Source organism: Pseudomonas sp. 13B_3.2_Bac1 (assembly GCF_025466205.1).
In the GTDB taxonomy this organism is placed as follows: Bacteria; Pseudomonadota; Gammaproteobacteria; order Pseudomonadales; family Pseudomonadaceae; genus Aquipseudomonas; species Aquipseudomonas fluorescens_H.
This window is the reverse complement of record NZ_JANLOG010000046.1, coordinates 163,918-188,557: the sequence shown is the minus strand read 5'-3', so window position 1 is coordinate 188,557 and position 24,640 is coordinate 163,918. Positions and strand designations below refer to the sequence as shown.

The 24,640-nt window shown below is 60.3% G+C and carries 19 protein-coding genes; 2 read left to right on the top strand and 17 right to left on the bottom strand.

Features of this window, described 5'->3' with window-relative positions:
* Positions 1-20: 20 nt before the first annotated feature.
* From NTD85_RS07405 to NTD85_RS07335, 15 genes are all read right to left on the bottom strand, one after another.
* Positions 21-578, bottom strand: coding sequence for a helix-turn-helix domain-containing protein (locus tag NTD85_RS07405; RefSeq protein WP_095135718.1), 558 nt, complete (start codon positions 576-578; stop codon positions 21-23).
* 13 nt (positions 579-591) lie between these two features.
* Positions 592-1,881 carry an NAD(P)/FAD-dependent oxidoreductase gene (locus NTD85_RS07400; protein WP_262141836.1) on the bottom strand — a complete coding sequence of 430 codons (1,290 nt, stop codon included), beginning with the start codon at positions 1,879-1,881 and terminating at the stop codon, positions 592-594.
* A gap of 100 nt (positions 1,882-1,981) precedes the next feature.
* Complete coding sequence (locus tag NTD85_RS07395) at positions 1,982-3,046, bottom strand: fimbrial protein (protein ID WP_262141835.1); 1,065 nt, start codon at positions 3,044-3,046, stop codon at positions 1,982-1,984.
* Complete coding sequence (locus NTD85_RS07390; RefSeq protein ID WP_262141834.1) at positions 3,043-5,559, bottom strand: fimbria/pilus outer membrane usher protein; 2,517 nt, start codon at positions 5,557-5,559, stop codon at positions 3,043-3,045. Before NTD85_RS07390 ends, NTD85_RS07395 begins: the two co-directional genes overlap by 4 nt.
* Before the next feature lie 75 nt (positions 5,560-5,634).
* Positions 5,635-6,375 (bottom strand): molecular chaperone, encoded by a 741-nt coding sequence (locus tag NTD85_RS07385; protein ID WP_103483446.1) that lies wholly within the window; start codon positions 6,373-6,375, stop codon positions 5,635-5,637.
* Positions 6,376-6,462: 87 nt separating this feature from the next.
* Entirely contained in the window at positions 6,463-7,011 is a 549-nt protein-coding gene (locus NTD85_RS07380) for a fimbrial protein (RefSeq protein WP_201137657.1), read from the bottom strand.
* Between the two features lie 242 nt (positions 7,012-7,253).
* Entirely contained in the window at positions 7,254-8,027 is a 774-nt protein-coding gene (locus NTD85_RS07375; protein WP_103520685.1) for an OmpA family protein, read from the bottom strand.
* A 10-nt stretch (positions 8,028-8,037) separates the two neighbouring features.
* Positions 8,038-8,445 (bottom strand): DUF4398 domain-containing protein, encoded by a 408-nt coding sequence (locus tag NTD85_RS07370; RefSeq protein WP_103483449.1) that lies wholly within the window; start codon positions 8,443-8,445, stop codon positions 8,038-8,040.
* A 278-nt stretch (positions 8,446-8,723) separates the two neighbouring features.
* A complete protein-coding gene (locus NTD85_RS07365) occupies positions 8,724-12,365 on the bottom strand; it encodes a transporter substrate-binding domain-containing protein (protein ID WP_262141833.1) in 3,642 nt (1,213 codons plus the stop codon).
* Positions 12,366-12,992 carry a response regulator transcription factor gene (locus tag NTD85_RS07360; RefSeq protein WP_103483451.1) on the bottom strand — a complete coding sequence of 209 codons (627 nt, stop codon included), beginning with the start codon at positions 12,990-12,992 and terminating at the stop codon, positions 12,366-12,368.
* 139 nt (positions 12,993-13,131) lie between these two features.
* A complete protein-coding gene (locus NTD85_RS07355) occupies positions 13,132-14,337 on the bottom strand; it encodes an EAL domain-containing protein (RefSeq protein ID WP_262141831.1) in 1,206 nt (401 codons plus the stop codon).
* Positions 14,338-14,476: 139 nt separating this feature from the next.
* Positions 14,477-15,514 (bottom strand): fimbrial protein, encoded by a 1,038-nt coding sequence (locus NTD85_RS07350; RefSeq protein WP_201137654.1) that lies wholly within the window; start codon positions 15,512-15,514, stop codon positions 14,477-14,479.
* Positions 15,511-16,248, bottom strand: coding sequence for a molecular chaperone (locus tag NTD85_RS07345; RefSeq protein ID WP_226499326.1), 738 nt, complete (start codon positions 16,246-16,248; stop codon positions 15,511-15,513). Before NTD85_RS07345 ends, NTD85_RS07350 begins: the two co-directional genes overlap by 4 nt.
* Before the next feature lie 30 nt (positions 16,249-16,278).
* Complete coding sequence (locus NTD85_RS07340; protein WP_262141830.1) at positions 16,279-18,726, bottom strand: fimbria/pilus outer membrane usher protein; 2,448 nt, start codon at positions 18,724-18,726, stop codon at positions 16,279-16,281.
* Positions 18,727-18,806: 80 nt separating this feature from the next.
* The gene (locus NTD85_RS07335; RefSeq protein ID WP_103483453.1) at positions 18,807-19,340 is read right to left on the bottom strand and encodes a fimbrial protein; all 534 of its coding nucleotides are present in this window, start codon (positions 19,338-19,340) and stop codon (positions 18,807-18,809) included.
* Between the two features lie 365 nt (positions 19,341-19,705).
* Here NTD85_RS07335 and NTD85_RS07330 point away from each other — a divergent pair, with 365 nt between their 5' ends.
* On the top strand, positions 19,706-21,001 hold the full coding sequence (locus NTD85_RS07330; protein WP_262141829.1) for an NRAMP family divalent metal transporter: 1,296 nt from the start codon (positions 19,706-19,708) through the stop codon (positions 20,999-21,001).
* Between the two features lie 16 nt (positions 21,002-21,017).
* On the opposite strand, the gene NTD85_RS07325 is transcribed toward NTD85_RS07330, so the two are convergent.
* Positions 21,018-21,398, bottom strand: a complete 381-nt coding sequence (locus tag NTD85_RS07325) for a winged helix-turn-helix transcriptional regulator (protein ID WP_201138509.1) — start codon at positions 21,396-21,398, stop codon at positions 21,018-21,020.
* 100 nt (positions 21,399-21,498) lie between these two features.
* On the opposite strand from NTD85_RS07325, the gene NTD85_RS07320 reads away from it, so the two are divergent.
* Positions 21,499-22,248, top strand: a complete 750-nt coding sequence (locus NTD85_RS07320; protein ID WP_262141828.1) for an SDR family oxidoreductase — start codon at positions 21,499-21,501, stop codon at positions 22,246-22,248.
* A 26-nt stretch (positions 22,249-22,274) separates the two neighbouring features.
* On the opposite strand, the gene NTD85_RS07315 is transcribed toward NTD85_RS07320, so the two are convergent.
* Positions 22,275-24,515, bottom strand: a complete 2,241-nt coding sequence (locus tag NTD85_RS07315) for a TonB-dependent receptor (RefSeq protein ID WP_262141874.1) — start codon at positions 24,513-24,515, stop codon at positions 22,275-22,277.
* Positions 24,516-24,640: the final 125 nt, after the last annotated feature.

The following is a 24,640-nucleotide window of genomic DNA, read 5'->3' as shown; positions in this document are numbered from 1 at the left end:
GTGTTCATCCTTTGTTGTTATCAGGTGTAGACCCAGAGCACACGGGTGAGCTGCCCGGTGAGGTTGCCGTAGCGGCAATGGGTGTGACTGTCGAATTGAAAGCTGTCACCGGCCTTTAAGGTCACCGGCTCGTCGTCGTTGCCCAGCCACAAGGTCAATTCGCCTTCGAGCACGTAACCGCCCTGCTCCGAGCTGTCGCTCATGTGCCGGTCGCCGCTGCTTGCGCCCGGTTCCAGATGACTTTCGAGCATGGAGAACGAGGCACGCATCTGCGGCGACACCAGAATGTCGGTGATGCCGTTGGCGTAATACAGCGTGCGGCGCTCGTCCGGGCGGGTTACCCACGGCAACTCCTTGGGCTTGGGCAGACTGTAGAAATAAGTGGTCGGCACGCCGAGGGTTTCGCTGATGGCGGTGAGGTCGGCCACGGTCGGGCGCGACAGGCCGCGTTCGACCTGCGAGAGAAACCCCACCGAACGGCCGATTTTGTCGGCCAGCTCTTTGAGAGTGTATTTCTTGTGCTTGCGCAGGTCGTGGATCAGGATCGCCAGCGCAGCGATTTCTTCTTGCTTGTTCATGGTCAAAATCTCATCAAATGCTGTCGCGCAGCCGATACCAGGCCTTACCGACGGCTTCCAGCGGCGCGGCGAGGTATTTGCCGCCGGGGAAACGGCCATTGCTCAGGCCTTGATACAACGCCAATTCATCCTCCTTGCCGAGAATCGCATCGGACACGGCGCGGGCGGCGGCCAGCGTTGGCAGTACGCCGTGGCCCGAGTAACCCTGCAACCAATAGCGATCACCCTCACGGCCAACGTCCGGGGTGCGTTTGATTGTCAGGTCGATGTGGCCGCCCCAGGCGAACTCCAGAGCGACGCCTTTGAGTTGCGGAAACACCCGCTCAAGAAACGGTCGGGTCGCCGCCGCAATGTCCTTGGGCATACCGCCCAGATAAGTGCAGCCGCCACCGAACAGCAAGCGGTTGTCGGGCGTGCGACGGAAGTAATCGAGGACGAACTGGTTGTCGGTCACGCAGACGTTGCTCGGCAGCAGCGCGGTGGCTTGCTCCGGCGTCAGCGGCGCGGTGGCGACTTGGTAGGTGCCGACCGGCAGGATGCAGCTTGAGAGTTGTGGATCGAGTTGATCGAGATAGGCGTTGCAGGCCAGCACCAGCACATCAGCCTTCACCGAGCCGCGCTCGGTGTTGACCCGAAAACCGTTGCCCTCCTGCTGATAACTCAACGCTTTGCTTTGTTCATGAATGCGCCCGCCGGCACGCTCGATGGCGGCGGCCAGGCCCAAGGCAAGTTTCAGCGGATTGAGATGCGCGCCTTCGGCGTCAAAGAGCCCGGCCTGATAGCGCTCACTGGCGACCCATTGCGGCAGGTCTTCACGGGGAATGAACTGCAGACCATCGTGGCCCCATTTGTGACTGGCCTCGTGTTGCCATTCAGTCAGCAGGCTGACCCGCCGCGGCATCACCGACGTCCACAAATGGCCCGGGCGGTAGTCGCAATCGAAACCATGACGATCGGGCAGTTCACGCAGTTCCTGCGCGGCCCAACGCATGCCGTCCCACAGACGCCGGGCGCGCTCATATCCAAGCGCTGCCTCCAGTGGCGGCATGTCGCACGACCAACCCAGAATCGCCTGCCCGCCATTACGCCCCGACGCGGCCCACGCCACACGACTGGCTTCCAGCACCGTGACACGTTTGCCGGCCAAGGCCAGGCGCAACGCGGTGTGCAGCCCACTGAAACCGGCGCCGATGATCACCACCTCGGTGTCGTGCTCACCTTCCAGAGCGGGCCGTGTGCTGAGGATATCGGCGCAACTGTGGGCGTAATAGCTGGCGACATGCTGCTGGGACTGCTGAAACATTCGGCGCCTCATGAAATTATGTTTTTATAATTTCATGAAAATCTATACGAATAATTTCACGCCAACAACCCTGACATGAATCTGCGCAGGTTCTATGCCTTTACTTGTAGGTAATGGTGAAATTCGCCGTGGCCGTCGCACTGCCCGGCTGTGGGCCTGTGGAATTGCCGGCGGTCTGGATGTAGCGTGCGCCAAATTCCAGCACGGTGTTGCCATCCTGCACCGGCATCACCGGCACTTCGACGCCCAGCGGCATCGGCGTGCCGTCCTTCTTCAACACCTGCACGGCAACGCCGCTGGCGGTGGCTTCGGAGTTGAGCCCGAGTACGCCTTGGGTGCCATCGACGATCATCGAACCTTTGGCGCCGTCGAGGCGGATGTTGGCGGTGTTGCCGCTGAAATAGTTCCAGGTCGGGTTACCGGTGTAGGTTCCGGCAATGCAGCTTTCCAGGGTGATGTTGAAGCCCTGAGTCTCGGTCACACTGCCGGGCCCGTTGAATACGCGGCGCTCCCAGTTTTTCATCGGCACGTCGATGATGCTGCCCACGCCTTCGGGCATGCTGCATCCGGCCACGGTCACGCTGCCGGTCAGGCGGCCGTCGATCCAGTCGAACGGCGTGCCATTGTTGTCGATCGTGACGGTATACACCTGCAAATTGCCGAAATCGTGGTTGCCCGCTGGAATGGGACCCGTCTTGATCAGGATCAGGCTGTTATAGGTATTGGAGCCAAAACCACCGCTGTTGCAGCCGACAAACGTCAGCGGAAAGTACCAACTGCCGGAGGTCAGACAGAGGTAGTTGGGGCGACTCTCGTTGACCATCCCTACCCCGACGCCGGGAATGTTCGTGGCGTAGAGCTGGCTACCTTGTACTGAGCCGATGGCTGCGGTGACCGTGGGCAACTTCGCACCCAGCATGTTGGCCTGGATCGAAAACGGTACGGTCGTCGTGCAGTTGATGATCGGGAACCGGGTGTACTTGACCAGACCGATGGTCGATCCCACACGCGCATCCTGGGGAATGTACACATCCCCGATGGGGTGCACGCTCTGGGTCGCGCTGGTTGACCTACAGTCGGCCAACGCCATCTCTGACAGCACAAACGGTACCGCCGCCAACGCGCTCAGCAGCAGGCGCTTTTTCCACGTTTTCATGTGTTTCATGGACGAACTCCTCGACACACGGCATCCATCACCCGGTAACCATCAGTAGCCGGGGTGTTGCCGATATCCAGTTGAATTTCACAGGTTTGTGCGGCTTTCTCGCCCCACTTCATGGTGTAGGTCTTGCCGCTGCCGGCGGACAGCAGCACCTGACCGGCCTGCCCTACCACACCGACGCTGGCGCCCTGCTCGTCATGCACCGTGGTGCCGAACGGCAGCAACTTGCCGTCCTGCAAACGCACGTTGAGCAGGATTTTTTCCGAACGGCTCGCAGCGAACGTCGCCTTGACCACCGCGCCACGGCGCGGCACCACGTTGGTCACGCCCTCGGCGATATCGACGCTGGTATCCAGTTCGCTGGTGTCGACTGCCACGCGGTTTTTGCGGTACGGCGTGACGTACGGCACCAGCGCGTAGCCCTTGTCGTTGGTCAGGGTGCCCGGCGCGTTGAGCACGCCGACCTTAGGCGTGTCCTTGACTTCGACCAGCGCCACGGTTTCGCCAAGGGTCTGGCCAAATTCAAGGCCATCGCTGTGCGCCAGCACCGAACCGGCGGCGCTGACCGACGTCTGCTTGTAACCCTGACCGACGCTGACCCCCGCGCCCAACTGGGCAAACGGTGCGCGATAGCCGACCATCGCCGAGCCGTTGTTGCCGGTGTTCTCCACGCGGTTGGCGTTGACGCTGTAGTTGAGGTTGCCGTCGCGTCCGCTCAGACCGGCACGCTGATCGAGGCTGCCATCGTTGTTGCGGGTCACGCTGAACGTACCAGTGTTGCGCGACTGGCCCAGCGGCATCGAGACGGTGAACACCAACTGGTTGTTGTCACCGAACGAGTCGGTCAGGGTCTTGCTGGCATACACGCCATAGGTCACGCCCTTGTACTGGGTGTTGAAGCCCAGTTGCATCTGCTTGTCTTCGCGCGAGGTGCCCCAGTAGTTCTGCTTGCTCATGTTCAGGTAGAACGAGCCATAGTTGTCCAGCGCCTGGTTGATGCTGGCCTCGACCTTGCTGCGTTTGGAGAACTGGCTGTATTCGTTGGGTTGCTGCAGATCCACGGCCTCGGCGAAATCCCGATAGCCTTCGGTGGAGTAGCGATAACCGGCAAAACGCACCGACGTTCCGGTTTCGAATGCCTTGCCATAGCGCAAGCCGACGCTTTGGCCTTTCTTGCTTTCACCCTTGGCCGAAACCGACGTCGGCACATCGGTCTGCGCCTGGGTCACGTCCACCGATACCGCACCGAGGTTGCCCAGGCTCTTGCCGACACCGACGGTGCCGGCGCGATAAAAGTCGGCACCCAGCAGTCCACCGTACAACGTCAGGTCGAACGGCAAGCCGTAAGCGGCGGTGGCCTGGCCGAACATCGGGCGCTCGCCGCCGTTGGCCGCGCTGTACTCACCGGCCGTGACGCTGTAGCGCCAGGTTTTCTCGCGCAACATGTTGGCCAGCGTCGCGTACGGCTGGGTAAAGCGCCGCTCGCGGCCGTCGGCTTCGGTGATGATCACTTCCAGATCACCGCTGCCCGAGGCGGCGTTGAGGTCGTCGATCTCGAAGGCACCCGGCGCCACGTAGGTGGTGTAGAGCGAGTAGCCATTCTGGCGCACTTCGACCTTGGCCTGGGTTTCGGCAATGCCGCGAATGATCGGCGCATAGCCCTGCATCGAGTCCGGCAACATGCCCATGTCCGAGGCCAGTTGCACGCCACGAAACGGCAGGCTGTCGAACACATCGCCCGGGGTAAAGCTTTCGCCGAGGGTCAAGGTGCCCTTGAGCGAGGTGATATCGCGCTGCGCATAGGTGTTGCTGCGCTGCCAGTCACTGCCACCCTCCTTGTCCTGACGGAACGAAGAGCTGGAGCGAAAGCGCCAGTCGCCGAGGTTGAAGCCACCGTTGGCATAGAGGTTGTACTGGTTGCCGCTACCGCGCGCATCGCTGTGGGTCTGTGCGGCCGAAAACTGGTAATTGAGCATCGCTGCATTGATCCCGCGATCCCACTCCGAAGGTGCGACATAGCCGGCCGCATCGCGGCGCAAGGCGATCTGCGGCACGCTGATGTCCAGCGCGAGGTGACCGGCATCGAAGCTCACCGACGCACCGTCGATCAGCGCCGCCAGATCCATGCAGTCAGGCAGGATTTCGCCGGGCACCTGGAAGGCTTCGATCTTCACCCCCAGCTCCTGCAGAAATGCAGGCGACAGGCACGCGCGCACTTCGCCGCTGGCCTCGTCTTTGGCGAACGTCATGTCGCGACGATCAAAGAAGCTCTGGTTCAGGCGAATCACCACCGGGTAGGTGCCCGGGCCGATGCTGCCGCTGTTGCCGATGGCGTCCAGGTCCAGGTTCGGACCGGCACTGGCACCGCCAAACGACTGCATGAAACCTGCATCGAACTTCGCCGGTTCACCGGCGTGGGCGACGTTGCTCAGGCACGCGGCCACGACGGCCACCCACAACGGCAGCGGCGCAAACGGCACGGAAAAACGGGAGCTGGATGAGGCTTCGATTCGCATGGCAATACTCACTACTCTGCCGCCGCGCCACAGGTGTGGCACGCCGATTCAATCGCAGGGAAAAGGGATGAAGCGTCAGCGGGCGCCGCTCAGCGCAACGCTCTTGGGATCGGTGTAGCCGCCGTAGTCGTTGATCGCGGAGTACACCACTTCGCCGCTGGTGCCCTTGAAGCCCGGCAGCGGATAACGCTGGCTGCTCATCGGTGCGACCATTTTCGGTTCGGCGACTTCAACGCTCTGTGCACCCGACTTGGCTGTCACACCAATGAACGACACGTGGTACGGCGAAGGGTTGTTGACCACCAGTACGGCCTGGCCCTGCTCCTGCGTCAGGCTCCATTGCAACTGCGACGCGGCATCCAGCGCGGTGCCCTTGAGGCCCGTCGGGCGATAGAACAACTTGACCCGGGTGCGCATGGCGATCTTCAGCGTGTTGGCATTGCCCTCGCTGGCCACCGGAATTTCCTGGGCGTTGAAGTAAAAGACCGATTCGCGATCCGTCGGCAGATTGCCCGCGACTTTCTGGATCCGCACCATCTGTTCTTTGCGCGGATCAAGGCGAAACAACGGTGGCGTCGAGACAAACGGCGTCGCCGTGGTCATGTCATCCGCCTCGGTGTTGACCCAGGTCTGCACCATGTACGGTTGCGAGGTGGTGTTGCTGACGGTAATGGACGCATCACGCTTGCTGCCGTCGAACACGATCCGCGTGCCGCCGAGCATCACACCGGCCTGACTGACGCTGCTCAGCAATGTGCTGCCCAGCAGCAGCGCGATGGCCGATGCGGTTTTGAAGGGGGAAGTCAGTTTTTTCATTTCGATCATCCTCTGGCCGCCCGGCCACTGGCACGAGCGAGGGGATGGCCGCTGCCATCCAGGACAGCAGCGGCGCATCAACAGGGCTTACTCGTAGTCGACGGTGAACGCCGCTTTGGCGTTGGCCGGACCGGAAGTCGCAGCACCGGTGGCGATGTAGTTGGCGGTGAAACGCAGCGGCTGGGTCAGGTCCAGGTACGGAGCCGACTCAAGGCCCAACTGCACGTCTTTGCCAGTGGCGTCCTTGATCTGTACGGCGACGTTGGTCGCGGCGCCGGCGTCCGGGGTGATGCCGATCCACTGACCGCTGGAACCGGCGTTGCCGCTCAGGGACAGGAACTTCACCGTGGCGCTTTTACCGGTGACGCTGCAGCCTGGAGCGCCGGTATCGATGGTCAGGGTGAAGGCGCCGCCGCCAGCGACGTCGCCGACATTGGCCAGTGCGGTTTTCGGTACGTTGCCCAGGCCAACATCGCCGGCACCGGCCGAGCCGTTGAGGTCAGTCACGACCACCGGGCAGGTGTTGTCGGTCACGGTGCCGACGAAATTGATTTCGCCGTCAGCCGCCATGGCAGCTTGAGAACCCGCGGCGAGAACGACAGCAGCAACCAGACTTTTGAGCGCAAACTTGTTCATAACGTTATCCAGATAATGAGGAGGCTTGGGAAACCCGCTCGGGCTTCATCCACTGGTGAATGGCTCACCGGGTTGCGGTTTGCCTTTCAACGAGGTTCATTATCGAGATGCGACAGGACAAACCCTGTAGGAACACGCCCGTCGCGTTGTAGGAAATTTCCTTGCGTGAGCGCTGGCTTCACGCACAAAAAACCCGCTGACCGACAGACGGAAAGCGGGCGTTTCAGCGGCTGAATCCAGCCTTAATTGCGAGTGCCGACCACTGCGGCGCTATTCGACACGATCACTTCAACCCGACGGTTCAACTGGCGGCCATGGCTGCTGCTGTTATCGGCAATCGGATACTGCTTGCCGTAGCCGGCGGTGATGATGCGGTGGCTGTCGACGCCCAATTGCGCCAAGGCCGAAGCCACCGAGGCAGCACGGCGCTCGGACAGACGCAGGTTCAGCTCATCGCTGCCGACGGTGTCAGTGAAGCCTTCGACACGCACCTTGCGCTCCGGGTTGGCCGCGAGAAAATCTGCCAACTGCTGGAAGTTGCGCTGGCTGCCGTACTTCAGATCAGCCTTGCCGGTATCGAACAGCACATCGCCGAAAGTGATGACCTGGCCACGTTCGGTGGGCTTCGCCTTCAGCGCCTGCAACGCCTTGAGTTGCTGGGTGCGCACGTCCAACTGCACCTGAGTGCGCTCGGCGGCGATGTTCTTCAGGCTCGCTTCGGCTTCGCGACCGAGGATGGTCTGCTCGGCCAACTCGATTTTCTGACTGGCCAGATACGCCAACTGATCAATGGCCGGATCACGACGATCGTTGTTCGACGCAGCGTCCGCCTTGTTCAGGGCGATGAACGCGTCTTTGGTTTCCAGTGCGGCCAACGTGTTCGATTGCGGCTTCGCTTGCAGCGCGCTGAACTGCGCGTGCGCCTGTTGCAGATGACTGTTGAGCGGTGGTGCGGCGCAACCGGCCATCAAGACTGCGAAAAGCGAAACGGCAGGAATACGTACTGAATGTCGCATGTTTTTTTCCTTATTCGCCGGCATTGGCCGATGGGGTGAAACCCGTATCCGGGGCCTGCAGCATTTCCTGTTTGAGCACCTGGATGCCGGCGCGGGACTGCTGTAATTGTTGCTGCCACTTCACCGCACGCGCCTGGCGTTCAGCCAGGTTAGCGTCGACCTCAATCTGTTCGGCCAGAGTCCGCGCCTGTACGAAGTTACGTTCGCCCATGGCCCGTTCCATCAGGAACAGCTTGTCCTGAGCGGCTTTCATTTGCAGCGGCGCGTACTGCGTGGCGTCTGCCGAAACGGCACGATTGACAGCGTTTTTCGCCAGGACAATCTGATCGTCCGGTGCCGGCGCGCTGGCGCAGGCACTCAGCGCAGCGACCAGTGCCAGCAACGCTGCCCACGTACCTACCCGTTGTGTATTCGTCATCTACTGCTCCAGCCTGAATAAGTAATCCCGGGGCAACCTCTCCCCTGCGGATTGATGCTTGTGGAACTGCCTGTGCACAGTCAGTGCCGACAAACTATCCGAAGGCTGCAAGCCGCTCTGTAGGACGTTTCCCAAGCAACGCTTTGAAAAAAAAATTTGCGCGCAGGACTGCCCCAAACCGGCCTCAGGCATAAGGCTGGTGTTTTGGGGGGAAAGTGCTGGGAAGTACAGAGCGCGGGCGACAGGCAATGGCCCGCCGCCCTTGGCGTTACGATGGATCAGGCGAGATAGTTTTCCAGGTGCTCGGCCAGGCGATCCATGTGTTGATGCAAGGCATCCACCGCCTCGGTCACCTGCACGGAGTCCGCGCCGTTGCAGGCCGTTTCCAGCGCCTCGCAACTGTGGATCAGCGCGTTGGCCTTGATGATGCGTGCCCCGCCCTTGACCCGATGGGCCAGGTCGGCCAGCCCCGGCAAATCATGTTTGCTGAACAACTGCATCAGTCGCGCCATGTCTTCGCTGTTGCTGCTGGCCAGGTCGCCCAACAGACTCTTGATCGACGCCACGTCGCCACGGGTCAGTTGCTCCAGGCTGGCAAGATCCATCACTTCGGTGGATTCGGGCACCGGCTCGGCACTGACCTCCACCGGCGTTTCGTCGCCCATCACCTGGCTCAGCCGCGCAGTGAGGTTCTTCAGGCTGATGGGTTTGAACAGGCAATCATCCATCCCCGCCTCGCGGCAGCGATCCTTTTCCTCCGGCTGTGCGTTAGCCGTGAAACCGAGAATCAATTTTGGCTTTAACCCGCGCGCGGCTTCATCGTCACGGATGGCCCGGGCCAGGTCGTAGCCATTCATGATCGGCATGTTGCAGTCGGTGATGACCACATCGAAGTTGCCGTTGCGCCAGGCCCGAAGACCATGAGCACCGTCTTCGGCGTCAACCACCCGATGCCCCAGATAACTCAATTGCTGTGACAGCAACAGACGGTTGGCCGGGTAATCGTCGATCACCAGAATATTCAGGCTTTGCCCGGATCCACGGTTCTCGGTTTCTGCCGGCGGCAGTTCCGCCAGCGGTTCGAGGGTGGTCAGATCCAGCGTGACTTCGATCTGCGTGCCCTTGTGCAACACACTGGTCAGCGTCAACTGGCCGCCCATCATTTCGCACAGCGTGCGGCTGATCATCAGCCCCAGGCCAGAACCGCTGCGTGCGGACTGGTTGTGGTTGGCGGCCTGGGTGAACGGACTGAACAGGCGTTTCTGATCCTCTTCACTGATCCCGTGCCCAGTATCTTCGACCCGGATGACCACACTCAGGTGCTGATCATCGGCTTGAGGCTCGACCCGCACGCTCAGGCGCACCTGCCCTTCGGCGGTGAACTTGATGGCGTTGCTCAACAGGTTGGAAATGATCTGCTTGAAGCGCAAGGGATCGACCAGCACATCACGATTGGCCCGCGCATCCAGGTCCAGTTGCAGTTGCAGATGCTTCTGCCGCGCCAGCCCTTCGAAAATGCGCACCACCGATTCGAGCAACTCGCGCAAGTTGGCGCGCTCCGGCGCCAGCGACAGGCGCCCAGATTCGATGCGGGCAATGTCGAGGATATCGCCGATCAAATCGAGCAAGCCGCGAGCGGCGCCGGAGGCGACTTCGATGGCAAAGCGATCCATCACCCCTTGATCGGCTTTTTTCAGCGCCAGTTCCAGCATGCCGATCACCGCATTCATTGGTGTACGGATTTCATGGCTCATGGTCGCGAGGAACGTAGTCTTGGCGCGGTTGGCGTCATCGGCCCCCTCCTTGGCTTCGCGCAACTCGGCGAGCAGACGCTGGCGCTCGCTGACGTCGATCCAGCCGGCAATCATTCCGCTGACGTCGCCATTGCTGCTGCGATACGGCAGCATCCAGTGGTAAATGGTCAGCACCCGACCGTCGACCATGCTCAGACTGCGATCCTGAATCTGTGGCAAGCCGTCCTGCATGACCTGCTGGTAATCGCGGTGATAGGTCGCCGCTTCATCCGGATTGCCCAGCACGCCTTCAAGTACCGTCTTGCCGATCACCTGCTCGCGCTCGACACCGAACACCTGCAGATAACCGGTGTTGCAGATCAACAAGCGCCCTTCACGATCGCGCACATAAATCGGATGCGGCGTGCCGTCGATCAGTACCCGCATGAACTCGACCTGATCGTTCAACGCCTGCTCGGCCTGCTTGCGCTTGCGCATCAGCATCCGCAGGTAGGCGATCCAGCCCAGCGCAATCAACAACAGTGCGGCAGCCGCGACAAAGCCCTGAATGATCGCCGTGCGATTACGCAGCCAATAGCTGTCGCCCACCACCACTTCACTGCGCCAGCGGTTGGTCAATTCGTCCATTTCTTCCGGGGCGATACTCAGCAAAGCCTTGTCCAGAATCGAATACAGCTCCAGCGAGCCACGGGCGGTGGCAAATGCGATCCGGGCATTCATCACCCCCACGGTGCTGGTAATACGCAGGCGATCACGGTACTGGCGGGAAATCATGTAACGCGCGGTAATCAGCGAATTGACGGCCGCGTCGGCCTCGCCGTTGACCACCATGGCCATGGCGTCCTGCGCGTTATCGGCATCGACCAGGTGGATGTTCGGGTATTGCTCGGTAAGCATGTCGCGCGTGGCATTACCGGTGATCACCGCCAGACGTTTGCCCGCCATGTCGTCCAGCGTGCTCGGGCTGCCGGGCGTCGTGCGGCTGACGAGCACAAATGGCGTGGCGAGGTACGGCCGGGTGAAGCGCAGGACATTTTCGCGCTCGGCGCTGGGCGTCAGGGTGATCAGCAGGTCAGCCTTGTTGCTGACGATCGATTCGATCATTTCGCCAACCGAGTTCACCCGCTGCACATCGAACTTCAACCCGGTGCGCAACGAAACCTTGGACAGCACGTCGGCGCTGATCCCGCGAAACTCGCCTTCCTCGGTATAAAAGGACAACGGCAGAAAACTGTCGTCGACGACCACGCGCAGCCGTGGATGCTTGTCGAGCCAGCGCTGTTCGCTGACGCTGAAATGCAACTGATGCTGGCCCGGCATGCTTGCGCCGCCGGCGCTCCAGCGGCGCAGGATGGTCATGCGTTCGGTGACCGGAATCTCCAGCAGCGCGGCGTTGATGATGCGCAGCAGACGCGGATTGTTGCGGCTCAGGGCGAACGAGAAGTTGCTCACTTCCATCCGCGAAAAGTCGGCCAGTTGCACGTTGTTCAGGTAGTTCTTGTTGATCAGGTAATTGGCACTGATCGCATCGCCGAGGTACACATCAGCCTGCCCGAATGCCACCGCGCCAAGAGCGCTGAGCGTTGACGGATACAGCTGCAGCTTCGCTTTTGGATAAAAGGCTTCGACGGTCTCTGGCGGCAAGTAGTGATAGAGCATGGCGACACGCTTGTCGGCCAGCTCCGGATCAAGGTTCTGGCTGTCGCCCACCCGGCTGACCAGCGTCGGCTGATCTTCGGCGTAGGCCTCGGACAGCACCAGTTCGGGGTCGGCGGCTTCAAACTCGTTGGCATTGCCCAGCAGGTCGATGTCACCGGCCTTGAGCGCCGACAACACCTCGGCCCGCGATGAGTAGCGCTGCACTCTGACTTTGACGTGCAACAGCTCGCCGAGCAAATGGGCGTAGTCGGCCGTTACGCCTTCATAATCCCGACCATTGGTGGTGATACTGAACGGCAAGTAATCCGGTGCCGCAGACCCGAGCACCAACGTGCCTTTGCTGCGCAGCCAGCTCCAGTCGGCCTCATCCAGGCCGACGCTGTAATCGCCCACGCTGGAGCGCCCGAGCAGGTGCAGGCTCTGTGGCGGAGCCGCCCACGCCAGGCCACCGGCCAGCGAACAGAACAGCACCGCGCCTGCCAGGCAACGTTTCAGAAGTCTGTTCATTCAGATGAGGTTGTTACGCTTGGCGAAGTCAGCCAGGTACACCACCGACTTGACGTTGAGCTTTTCGATCAGGCGGGTTTTGTAAGTGCTCACGGTCTTGTTGCTGATCAGCATCGCGTCACCGATTTCCTTGTTGGTCAGCCCCATGGAGAGTTGCTGCAGAATCACCAGCTCACGATCCGACAGACTTTGGATCAACTCCAGATCGGTCGCTTCGACATCGCTGCGGCGCACCGAGCTGTTGGCCAGATTGGGGAAGAAGGTGTAACCGTCCATCACAGTCTTGATCGCCTTGACCAACTCATCCAGCTCATTGGTCTTGGAAATGAAACCGGCGGCGCCGGCCTTCATGCAGCGCATCGAATAGAACAGCGCTGACTGCGAGGTCAGCACCAGAATCTTGCTGGGCAGGCGCAATGCGGCGATACGGCTGAGCACTTCAAGCCCATCGAGCCTTGGGATGGCGATGTCGAGAATGATCAGATCCGGCAAGTGTTCGCGGGCCAGTTGCACGGCGTCGGCACCGTTGTCAGCCTCGGCGACCACTTCGAACTGCTCGTGCTGCAACAGCATCTTGACCGAAGAGCGAATGAACGGATGGTCATCCACAATCAAAGCTTTATACATGTAAACCCCTGTAAGACACGCCGGATGACTCCGGTGACAAGACGTCCATGGTGCAACGATGAACCCGTCGGCCAGTCGATAGCTCAACAAAAGTACACGAACCCGACTGAATTGTAGGAAATTTCTGGAAGGCGTCCGCCTAATCTGAGGGCACGTTCTGCGCCTCGAATGCTGCCTGGTGCAACCATTGCAGCAGGTCGTGGCCGGACATCGGCCTGGCCAGGTAAAAACCCTGGCCAATCTGGCAGCCCATGGCGACCAGTGCATCACGAATTTGCCGGCTGCTGACACCTTCGATCACCAGGGTCATGTCCAGCGACCGGGCCAGTGCCAGTGTGCTGGCCACCATGGCGCGATTTCGCGGTTCACTCAAGTTATGCACGAACTGGCCATCGAGCTTGATCTGGTTGAATGGCAGTTGGCACAACAGCTTCAGTGACGAGAAACCCGAGCCGAAATCATCGATCGACAGACCACACCCCAGCATGCGCATGTGCAGCAGGTTTTCCTGAACCTGGGCATGCAGATCCAGCAGACCGTTCTCCGCCAGCTCGAACATCAGGGCCGACCCGCAAATGCCATGACGCTGCAAGGTGCGCTGAATGTGCTCGATCAGACTCGGGCTGGACAATTGCGAAGCGTGCAGGTTGAACGCCATTTCCAGGGCAATTCCCTGTCGGCGCAAAATACCGAGAATGTTCAGCCCCTGCTCGAACAACTGCTTGAACATCTCGTCAATCAAGTCGTAGGCCAGCACCGCAGCGAGAAAGTCCTTGGGTAACAACAGTCCTTTTTCAGGATGTTCCCAGCGCACCAATGCCTCGGCACCGGCCAGCCGGCCGTCCCTCATCACACGCTTGGGCTGGAACCAGCCACGGAACTCGCCCATGGCCAGGCCCCGGCGCACCTCTTCCTCGCTGGGCAACTCGGTGACGGCCAACGCCTGCAATAGAGGCGGCGGCGGACAACGGTAACGCTTGAGCAGCCGGCTCAGCGCACCCAATTGCAACGGCACATCGAGAACACCGAGCAATTGCAGGCCCGACAGACTCGCCATCTGCCCCACCGCACGACGCAATTCCGGCTGGTGTTCGCTGAACAGGGCCACGGCTTTGACCAGTCCGATCGGACTGGCATAACGCAACAGCTCCAGGCAGTCGAGCCCCTTGCCCCCGAGGTCACACAGAACGATATCGACGCCGCCGCTGCGTTGCATGGCGATCATCGCCTGCTCGGCATCTTCGGCTTGCAGCACGTCATGTATGCCGAGTTGGCGCAACATCCTGCCCAGAATATTGCGCTCGAACCCATGTTTTTCCATCACCAGAACACGTGGGGTGGTCATCGTCACCTCCATTATTTTGCAAACCTGAAGGCACAATGATGGCGGTTAGGCGGGCCTTTCGAGGAAGGATTTATCTCTGCGTCATGTAGGAAATTTCCCAAGACTTGTTCCGGCGTCCTCTGTGCCCGAGCCGTCGAGATCAGTGATACACGACCTGCACCACCACGATGGCATTGAACGGCCCGACCTGCGGGTCACCCAGCGACACCATGGACGCGCTCAATGGCACGTCGATATGGCTCACGTCCGCGGCAAAACTGGCCAGGTCGAACGGTTCGTTGATCGGCAGCAAGTTGTTTTTCGCATCACGAATCTGGATCGCGAACTGGCTGTCCGCCGCCGGCAGAATGTTGTATTCGCCCTGCTGGTTGGCCGTCACGAACGTCGCACCGATATTGACCGGCGTGCTGCAATGCTTGTCCAGCGCCAGGCTGAACGGCTTGGTCGGGTTGGGCGGCGAGAAACCGGTGCTGGTTTTCTGCACCACGCCGAAGTCGACGATGCCCGGCTCCGGCGTCACGGTGACATCAACCGTGCAGGCAGTGCCGACGATGTTCTGCAAACCGCTGAGCTGATAACGGAAGTTGCCGGACGGGTTGGACGGCCCGCCGTTCAGACCGTATAGACCGTCGAACTGGAACACGTCGTAGGTATCCTGCGTCGGACGCTGCAACGGTAGCAGTCCGCGTTTGCGGATCACCACCTGAAACGCGATGTTGGGGTAGACCATCGAACAGGCTTTAACCTCATCGGCGGTGCCCGCCGTCGGACATCCCGGAGAAACGAACCCGGTGTTGACGCCCATCGCCGGGTTGGAACTCCAGTCGCCATCCCACGCCGTGACGCCTCGGTACACCAGACCGAACTCGATGCCCCATGGCGTGGCGTCCAGGCGTGCCGGGTTGCCGTAGAAATAGATCGGATCATTTTCGGCAAAGTGTATATCGTACGGCTTCCAGCACTGGGCCGGCACCACCTGGGTTCTTGAACGCCAGATGATCGTACCGTCGGGCACACTGTCCGGCACCGATACTGGGCCGATGTATTCGCTCAGATAGTCGCCATTGGTCATCGACTTGCAGAACAGCGCCATCGACGCCTGGGAAAACCCCAGCAGCAACGACGCGACGCACACTTGCAGCGCCTTGCGTCGATGCCGGCGCAACCAGCCCGTCATTTCTGCACGCCCTTGCACACGTTGGCGGCGCACTGGAACAGCGAATCAGTCTGACCACCGAAGTCGTTCATGTTCAGCACCCGCAAGGTGTTGAACCCGGTTTGGCTCAACGCAAAACGGGTATTGCTCATCGGTTTGAGCATCACCGTGTCGATCGGCATCGCGGTCTTCTCGGGGCCTGCCTGCAATCCGACGATGGTGATGTGAAACGGCGTCGGGTTATCCACCAGCAACGCCTTGGCAGCCGGGTCGATCCTGATGTTCAACCCCAACGCCAGATCAGCGCCCCGCTCTCTTTTCACTCCGCTCGGACGGTAGAACAGCTTGATTTTCGACTGCAGCGCAATCTGCATCGCGTTGACCGCCTGAGTCTTGGGCGGAATCTCGCGGATGTTCAGGTAGAACACCGATTCGCGATCCGTGGGCAACACGGTATCGGGCAGTTTGACGATGCGCAGAATCGTGCTTTCCTTGGCCTCGATCCGTTGCAGCGGCGGCAGCACCATGAATGGCGAGCTGATTTTCTTGCCGCTTTCATCCTCGATCCATGACTGAATGACGAAGGGCAGTTCCGGGCTGCGATTGCCGACGGTGACACTCACCGACGGCGCGCCTTCTTCGAAAATCACCCGGGTCCGATCCGGCACCACCGCGGCGTTGGCCAGTAGCGGCAGACTCATGGACAGCGTCAGGAGCAGCGATTTACAGCGCTGCAAGTTGGGTTGGCAATTCATAGGAAATCTCCAGAAAGTCAGGGCGCCGCCCTACAGGCAGCGCAAGGGATGCGAGACATTGGTCACGATGTCTTCGACGGGCAGTTCGGCCAGGGCGCAGCTTTTGCTGTCGTCCCAACGCGCCACAAGGCGAGCGTCGGTTTTCACGCCCAAGAGGTACGTCACTCCGTCCTCGCCGACGATGCCCACTTCCTTGTTGGTATTGCTGTCCTGAATCGAGGCCCCGAACGGCACTGCACTGCCATCTGCCAACAGCAGCGTGACGAACGCGTTGTGCCCCTGCCCCGCGGGGAAATTCACGTAGCCGATCGCGCCTTCGGTCAGCGCCAGCCGTTGAATCGGGTTGCTGACTTCAGTGTTGAGCGGCAGCTTTTCCATGTTGACCCGGGCCTCGTAGGCCTGAAACGACGGCAGGCCATCCATGACGGCGTAACCGTCCTGGTTGGTTCGGGCACGACCGGCAAACGCCACGTCCGGCACGCCGTCGGTGGACACCAGCAATCGGGTATCGCCGTTCGAGCCGTTGCCGTGGGCCGCCACGCCATAGCGGGTCACCACCAGCGAGCTATCAATTTCACCGGTGGCCGAGCTGTAGGTACTGCCATCGGTGGTGACCGAGGCATTGGCGCGATACGTCGAGGTGCGTTTGCCGACGTAGGCATTGACGTAGCGGTTGTCGCCGACGCCGCCGTAAACCTGATAGTTCACGCCCTCGCCAGTGTCGTGGCTGTAACCGACATTGCCGGCATAGCCACCGGAACCGCTGTGCTGGATGTTGCTCGACATCGTCGAATTGCCGCCCAGCGGAATGGTCACTCCGAGGTAGATCTGCGAGTCGTTCTGCAAGGCATTGCGCGTCTGGTACGCCGACAGGTTGACGTTGATGTTCTTGACGTTGCCCAGGGAAAAACTGCGCGCCAGCGACACGCCAACCCGATCGGCATCCGGCGCATCCCAATAGGTGGAATGGTCGAAGGACAGGCTGGTGGACAACCACGGGAAACTCTTGGCGAGGATCACCGAATAGCGCTGCTTGCCGGCGTTCATCGAGTAGGAGTCGGGGTCACCGATAAACTGCGAAAAGTTGGTGAAGGTCTTGTCGGAAAAGCGATAACCGAGGAAGCGCAGATCGGTGCCAATGCCATCGAAGTGCTTGGAATAGTTGATGCGGTAAGAGTTACCGGTGACTTGCTCACCGTTCCAGCGCAACTTGGCGCGGGAGGTGGTGACGTCGGCCGACAAGGCGCCGAACGCGCCCAGATCCTTGCCCAGCCCGACGGCATGAGCCAGATAACCCGAGGAAGCGAGGACGCCGCCATACGCGGTCCAGTCATGGGGCAAGCCGTACGCCAGTTCAGAGGCGACAAAACCCGGTTCGATCCCGCGCGCGCCGTCCAGCCGTGGCTGGCCGCCGGACAGCTTGTAGCGCAACTCGCCTTCACGGGCGAGGAACGGCACCGCTGCGGTGGATACGGTAAATTTCTGCTCGGTACCGTCCTCTTCGCGCACAGTGACGTCCAGCGTGCCCTGGGCGCTGCTGTTCAAGTCCTGAATGCTGAACGCGCCCGGGGTCACGGTGGTGGAATACAGCACGCGCCCCTGCTGGGAAACCGTGACGGTGGCATTGGTGCGTGCCAGACCACTGATCAACGGTGCATAGCCGCGCAGATTGGGCGGCAACATACGGTCGTCACTGCTCAGGGTCGCGCCACGCAGGGCGAAGGTATCGAACACGTCCGAGTTGAGGTAATCCTCGCCCACCGACAATTTCGAGCGAATCGAGGGCAGCGCGCGATAGGCGTACAAGCGGTTCAGCTGAAACGGTTTGTCGCCGATGTCATCACCCTGGCTGTCGTTGCGCACCTGAGCCTGATAGTCCGCACGCACGCGCCAGGTATTGAAGTTCAGACCGGCCGTGCCGTAGCTCTGCACCGAATTCGAACGAGTGGAATTGCCAGACGCCGATGACTGACGCGAGTTGGCGATCACCCGGTAATCGAGCAGCGCGCCATTCAAGCCATTGCTCCAGGCTGGCGGCGGAATGTAGTTGGGATCGTCGTACTCGAACGACGCCTGAGGAATACTGATTGCCAGGCGTGCCAGGTTCTTCAGGTATTTGATGCTTACGCCGGGCACGCTGGCCAGATCCACGCACTGCCCGTTTGCCGTACGCGGCAGGCTTTCCAGCAGTGGCGGCTTGAGGCCGAAGGTCTGCACCAGATCCAGCGTCAGACAGGCATAACTCTGCTGTGGGTCAGCGCCGGGTTTGAATTCAATCGAGCGCGTGCCGAAGTACCGTTGGTTGACAGCAATGTCGAGCAAGTAAGTGCCGGGCACGGTGTAGTCGGCATGCACAAACTGCCCGAGGCTGACATTCTTGTCGTTATCAATATTCAGAAAGTCCGAATTGAACTCGACAGCCTGTGCCTGGCTGATTGCCAACCAAAGAGAGGACAGAATGAAAGTGCGACGATACAAGGGAGAAACCCTATCGAATGATTCAAGCGCAATAAAAAAAGGGGTTTGCACCCCTTTCTCTTACAACTGATAAAGGCTTATCAGTTGTAAGCCACTGTGAAGTTGGCAACGCTGTCAGCTTCACCGGTAGTGACGGTGGCCGCCGTCGCTTCGTACATGGCAGCAAACGAAACGGTGTTGTTGCCGTTCTGCAGAACTACCGGAGCCACTTGTTCTTTACCGTTGTCGAGCATTTCGCCAGCACTCGCCTGCAGGCGGATGCCGACGTTCTGTGCCAGACCGGTAGTAGCGAACAGCTCTGGAACGGTTGGATCCTGCACACCGGTGAAGGTGAAACGGGCGTTTTTCTGAGTCGAGGTATCGCACTCGGTCAGAACGATGTCGAACTTCTCAGGACTCGAACGATCGCCGATTGCCTTGAAGGTGTTGGCAGGTACCTGACCCAGTGGAACGGTCTGGTCCAGGGAGTTGGCATCGATACCGCACGCGCCGGAAACGATCTCACCGGTGAAGCGAATAGTGCCCGGGTTGCCAGTAGGCGGAGTGGCGGCGTTCGCCAGGGAAGCCAGACCCATTACAACGGTAGCGGCAGTAACAACGACAATCTTTTTCATGACTGAATCTCGATGGGATAGTTATTTTTGAAACAACTACTCGCCCTTCTGAGTTCGCACCTGAAATACATTGAAAACACACCGTCGATTGTTTGACTTGTAACGGTCGATGCTGACAGCGAGTCTTTCAGGGCGTAGAAAATGACGAGCACTTTGTTCCGCTGAAAATCATCGCTGACGGCCACTGGCGAAAATGTAGGACTCGTCACTCCGTTGTGTAGGAAATTTCCCGCTTGACCTGCCCTGCTCGGTGCACATCCTGTCTATAGTCACACCCATGGCAACGCCTCTTCAGGCGTTTCTGAATCCTGTTGAAAAAAACATCATTCAAAACAGGTGTGGCAGTCCTTCTCCATGAGAAAAAAATGAACAATAAAACGCCCTTCGAGAAGCCTGCGGTTGTCAGCCACGGTTCATGGGTAAAAAAACTCGGGCCCGGGCTTATTACGGGTGCGGCGGATGATGATCCCAGCGGGATCGCCACCTACTCGCAAGCCGGCGCACAATTCGGCCTGAATACCCTCTGGACCCTGTTTTTGACGTTTCCGTTGATGGTCGGCATTCAGATCATCAGTGCCAGGATCGGTCGCGTCAGCGGGCATGGGCTGGCGACCAATATTCGAAGGCATTACCCTCGCCCGTTGTTGTTCGGGATCGTCGCGCTGTTGATGTTTGCCAATACCATCAATATTGCAGCGGACATCGCCGCGATGGGGGCGGCACTGAAGCTGTTGATCGGTGGATCGCCGCACTTCTATGCCGTTGGCTTCGGCGTCGTGTCCCTGCTGCTGCAGGTGTTCATTCCCTATAAGCGTTACGTGCGCGTACTCAAGTGGCTGACCCTGGTGCTGCTGGCCTATGTGGGGATCGTGTTTGCCGTGCACATTCCCTGGGGCCAGGTCGTTGAGCACACTGTCTGGCCTCAGCTGTCGTGGAAACCGGCGTACATCACCATCGTGGTGGCCATTTTTGGCACGACCATCAGCCCTTATCTGTTTTTCTGGCAGGCATCCCAGGAAGTCGAAGAACTGGAGGCCGATCCGCAGGCGCAGTCACTGATCGATGCGCCAAACCAGGCAAAAGCCAACTTCACCCGCATCAATACCGACACCCTGATCGGCATGGGGATCTCGAATATCGTCGCGTTTTTCATCATGCTGACCACCGCTGTCACCCTGCACCTGCATGGCCTCACGGACATCCAGACGTCCGAGCAGGCCGCGAGTGCCTTGCGACCGATTGCCGGCGAGTTCGCCTTCTGGTTGTTCAGCGCCGGCATCATTGGCACAGGACTACTGGCGGTTCCCGTCCTGGCAGGTTCTGCGGCGTACGCCGTCGCCGGAACATTTCACTGGCGCAACAGCCTGTCGGCCAAACCCCTGGCCGACAAAGCGTTTTACAGCATCATCGCGGCGTCGACCTTATTGGGTGTGTTGATCTGCTTTGCGCCGATTGACCCGATCAAGGCGTTGCTGTGGAGCGCTGTCGTCAATGGTGTGATTGCAGTGCCGATCATGTTCATCATGATGTTGATGGCATCGCACCCGAAGATCATGGGCTCCTTTGTCATTGCGCCCGGGCTTAAAGTTCTGGGCTGGAGTTGCACAGCGGCGATGGCGGTCGTGGTCATCGGCATGTTCTGGGGCCTGTTTGCAGCGTAGCGCCTGGGTATCCGCGTTATTCGCACTGGGGATGGCGAAGCTGATCGGCATTGATGCGCATCCATTCAGCCAGCGAGTCCAGCGTCCCTTGCAGAGTGCTCCCAAGAGCCGTGATCCGGTATTCCACCCGGGGCGGTACCTGCGCGAAAACCGTCCGCGTCACCAGCCCGCGTTGTTCAAACAGGCGCAACTGGCGCGTCAGTTCCTTCTGGGTGATGGGCGCCACCGCACGCTGCAGATCACTGAAGCGCACAGGGCAGTCCAGCACGATCAGCCGGTACAGGATCGGAATGGCCCACTTGCCGGAAATCAGATTGACGAAATCGACCATCGGGCAACCCGCGAGCGGTTTCAGCGGCAAATCCGTGGTGTCTGGCAGCGGTTGTTGAGTGTTCATGAGGATCAAGTCCGTCCCTTGGTATGCAAAAGGTGCCTACTGGTCAAAGGATACTAATGCTCTGAGAATGGCTATCCAACCCGTTGCAGAGGCGAAAGACATGTCGAGGCTGAAAAACAAATTCGCGTTGATCACTGGCGGCACCTCCGGCATCGGCTTGGAAACCGCACGCCAGTTTGTGCTGGAAGGCGCGACAGTCGCAGTCACTGGACGCAGCGCAAGTGCCTTGCAGGCTGTCAGGCACGAACTGGGCGGTGCTGTGCTGGCGATCCAGAGCGATGCTGGCGACAGCGTTGGCCAACAGGCGTTGGCACGCCAACTGGCCGGAATCTGGCCGCGGCTGGACGTGCTGTTCGTCAACGCCGGTGACGTCACTCACCGCTCTATCGAAGATTGGGACGAAGCGGCATGGGATCAGCTCATGCAGACCAATCTCAAAGGCCCGTTCTTCCTGATCCAGGCGCTGATGCCGCTGCTGGCCAATCCGTCGTCGGTGATCCTCTGCGGTTCCGTCAGTGCCAGGATTGGTCTCGCGCAAAGCAGTGCGTATGCCGCCAGCAAGGCCGGGCTGCTGTCGCTGGCGCGCACGCTTTCCGGCGAACTGATCCAGCGAGGCATTCGCGTCAATGGCCTCAGCCCCGGCCCTACTGAAACGGCGGCGCTGGACAAACTCGGCTTGCCTGCCGCAGAGCAGCAGGCGTTGCGCGAGCGGATTCGCCAACTGGTGCCGATCGGCCGTATGGGAACCCCGTGGGAACTGGCCAAAGCCGCCGTTTACCTGGCCTCTGATGAATCGGCTTACGTGGTCGGGACCGAATTGCTGGTGGACGGCGGCGTCGGCAATTTGTGATTGAAACCAGCGCCCGCAGACGTCATTCAGAAATCATAACGCGCGGTCATTCCCAGGGTTCGCGGCGTACCCAGCACGCCGGTGTACGCACCGTTGGGTGAGTTCCACAGCGTCGTGTAGTACGTCTTGTCGAAGGCGTTTTTCAGCCACAGCGAAACGTCCCACTGCCCCCTGCCCCAGTCGCCACGCACACCGGTGGCGACGTTCACCAGGCCGTATCCCGGCAACTGACCTTGCGCAGAGTCATCCACCGTACCGACTGCATGGGAACGCCACGCGTAGCTACCACTGACGTAGGGCTGCAAGCCGTCGTCCAGATTCCACTGGTACGCGGCGTTGCTGTTGAAGATCCATTTCGACGCGCCCACCACGGCATGCCCGCTCAGATCGCAGGCCGCCGGCGCCCCCGGACGCAAGGCGATCTCGGCCGGGCATGGGGCATCCTCGTAAGACAGATAACGCACATCGTTCCATGATCCATTGAGGTTGATCGTCAGGCCCCGCAGCGGGCGCCAACTGCTGTCGAGTTCCAGCCCGCGACTGCGTACCGAGCCGGCATTGGTCAGATAGCTGGTCAGATTGACGTCGTCGTAGGCATTGGTCTGATAGCCATGCACCACCGTCCAGAACAGGTTGGCGTTGAGCAACAGGCGTTGATCGAGCAACGTGGTTTTGATGCCCAGCTCGGCGTCGTTGGCCCTTTCGCTGCCGATCAACAATGAGTCGGCACCGGCGACCGGGGCACTGGCGACGCTGAGGTTCACACCACCCGACTTTTCGCCGTGGGACAGCGACGCATAGCCCAGCACCTGATCGTTCACATGCCAGGCAAGGCTTGCCAGTGCCGATGGGCTGAAACTGTACAGGCTCAAGTCACCGGAATCGTAAGCGCCGACCCTTCCGGCCCGGGCGCCCGCTGCGGCGCCGCTGACCGGACTGCCACCCAAAGGCGCGTTGCGGGTGACCTCCGCCAGCTTGCGCTCATACGTGCCGCGCAGGCCCAAAGTGAAATCCAGGCGAGGGGTCAAATGCCAGGTGCCCTGAGCAAATGTGGCGAAGCTGTCGGTATCGACATAGCCATGCCCTAAGCTGGTGACGTTGTTCAATGCACCTTGCGGGGTGCCGTTCCAGGTATCTGCCAGAGGGCCGTAGTCGGTGAAGACGCTGTTGTTCATTTCCTGGCGGAAGTAGTAAGCACCGAGCACATAGTCGAAATGTTCCCCCACCGGGGAGGCCAGTCGCAGCTCCTGCGAGTACTGTTTATCGCGAGCGGACTGCCCGACGTTGTGCATCACATCAACGTTGAGTTCGTCATCGTTGCGCGGGGTGAAATCCCACCACCGATAAGCGCTGATCGACGTCAGCGTGTAGCCATCAGGCAGATTCCAGTTCGCCTCCAGCGAAGTCCCGCCCTGAAACACCTTGACGCTCTGATCGGCGTCCAGATTGACCCGACGACCGCTGACCAGCGTTGCCCCGACCGCCGCTGCACGCTGTTCGTAGCGGTTGATGCCATTGATGGTCGGCCCGGTGCTGAACAACGAACGTGTGCCGGCGCTGGAATCCTCTTCGTGATAGTCGGCCAGCCAGCGCAGATTAAAGTCCTCGTTGGGCTGGAACAGCAACTGCCCGCGCGCGCCCTGACGAACGCCGCCGCCCAGCGTGTGCCCGTCGTACTCGTTGTTCACGTAGCCGTTTTCATGAGTGCGATAAACCGCAAGGCGCCCCGCCAATGTGTCATTGAGCGGTCCGGAAACACTCGCCTGATTTTGCGTGTAGCCATCCTCGCCCACCGAGGTGGAGAGGCTGCCTTGCGGCGTAAACGATGGGCGGCGCGTGGTGATGTTCAGCACCCCGGCCGTGGTGTTCTTGCCGAACAAGGTGCCTTGCGGGCCGCGCAGTAACTCGATCTGCTCGACATCCAGCAAATCGAACACTGCCATGCCGGGACGGCCGAGATAGACGTTGTCCAGATAGATCCCGGCGCTGCCCTCCAGGCCGTCGCTGGCCGGGTTGTTGCCCAAGCCGCGAATCGACAGGCTCGATTGCCGCGCGTGCATGAACGCGACGTTGACGCTGGGCATCGCCTGCTGCAAATCCTGCAAGCGATACAAGCGCTGTTCCTCGAGGGTTTGTGCGCCGAGCACGCTCATCGCCGTGGGCACTTGCTGGGCATCTTCGCTGCGGCGTCGGGCCTCAACCGTGACCGTCTGCAGCACATCGGAATTGGCCGGCAGGTCATTGGCCGTTGCCGGCGAAAACGGCATCAGGGAGAACAGGCTCAGTGCGCCAGCGTTAAAGGTGCGCGAATAAAGAAGATTCATCGGTGGTTCCTGGAGCGGCCTCAAGCCGCTCTTCGAGAGGAGTCGATACTTCGCTGCGCGTGGCTTGC

Excerpts from the sequence above, each read along its gene's own strand:
- NTD85_RS07370 (WP_103483449.1), bottom strand. The coding sequence starts at position 8,445 with ATGACGAATACACAACGGGTAGGTACGTGGGCAGCGTTGCTGGCACTG.
- NTD85_RS07315 (WP_262141874.1), bottom strand. The coding sequence starts at position 24,515 with ATGCCGTTTTCGCCGGCAACGGCCAATGACCTGCCGGCCAATTCCGAT.
- NTD85_RS07360 (WP_103483451.1), bottom strand. The coding sequence starts at position 12,992 with ATGTATAAAGCTTTGATTGTGGATGACCATCCGTTCATTCGCTCTTCG.
- NTD85_RS07350 (WP_201137654.1), bottom strand. The coding sequence starts at position 15,514 with ATGACGGGCTGGTTGCGCCGGCATCGACGCAAGGCGCTGCAAGTGTGC.
- NTD85_RS07325 (WP_201138509.1), bottom strand. The coding sequence starts at position 21,398 with ATGAACACTCAACAACCGCTGCCAGACACCACGGATTTGCCGCTGAAA.
- NTD85_RS07390 (WP_262141834.1), bottom strand. The coding sequence starts at position 5,559 with ATGCGAATCGAAGCCTCATCCAGCTCCCGTTTTTCCGTGCCGTTTGCG.
- NTD85_RS07335 (WP_103483453.1), bottom strand. The coding sequence starts at position 19,340 with ATGAAAAAGATTGTCGTTGTTACTGCCGCTACCGTTGTAATGGGTCTG.
- NTD85_RS07345 (WP_226499326.1), bottom strand. The coding sequence starts at position 16,248 with ATGAATTGCCAACCCAACTTGCAGCGCTGTAAATCGCTGCTCCTGACG.
- NTD85_RS07375 (WP_103520685.1), bottom strand. The coding sequence starts at position 8,027 with ATGCGACATTCAGTACGTATTCCTGCCGTTTCGCTTTTCGCAGTCTTG.
- NTD85_RS07365 (WP_262141833.1), bottom strand. The coding sequence starts at position 12,365 with ATGAACAGACTTCTGAAACGTTGCCTGGCAGGCGCGGTGCTGTTCTGT.
- NTD85_RS07355 (WP_262141831.1), bottom strand. The coding sequence starts at position 14,337 with ATGACCACCCCACGTGTTCTGGTGATGGAAAAACATGGGTTCGAGCGC.
- NTD85_RS07330 (WP_262141829.1), top strand. The coding sequence starts at position 19,706 with ATGAACAATAAAACGCCCTTCGAGAAGCCTGCGGTTGTCAGCCACGGT.
- NTD85_RS07400 (WP_262141836.1), bottom strand. The coding sequence starts at position 1,881 with ATGTTTCAGCAGTCCCAGCAGCATGTCGCCAGCTATTACGCCCACAGT.
- NTD85_RS07405 (WP_095135718.1), bottom strand. The coding sequence starts at position 578 with ATGAACAAGCAAGAAGAAATCGCTGCGCTGGCGATCCTGATCCACGAC.
- NTD85_RS07320 (WP_262141828.1), top strand. The coding sequence starts at position 21,499 with ATGTCGAGGCTGAAAAACAAATTCGCGTTGATCACTGGCGGCACCTCC.
- NTD85_RS07395 (WP_262141835.1), bottom strand. The coding sequence starts at position 3,046 with ATGAAACACATGAAAACGTGGAAAAAGCGCCTGCTGCTGAGCGCGTTG.
- NTD85_RS07385 (WP_103483446.1), bottom strand. The coding sequence starts at position 6,375 with ATGAAAAAACTGACTTCCCCCTTCAAAACCGCATCGGCCATCGCGCTG.
- NTD85_RS07380 (WP_201137657.1), bottom strand. The coding sequence starts at position 7,011 with ATGAACAAGTTTGCGCTCAAAAGTCTGGTTGCTGCTGTCGTTCTCGCC.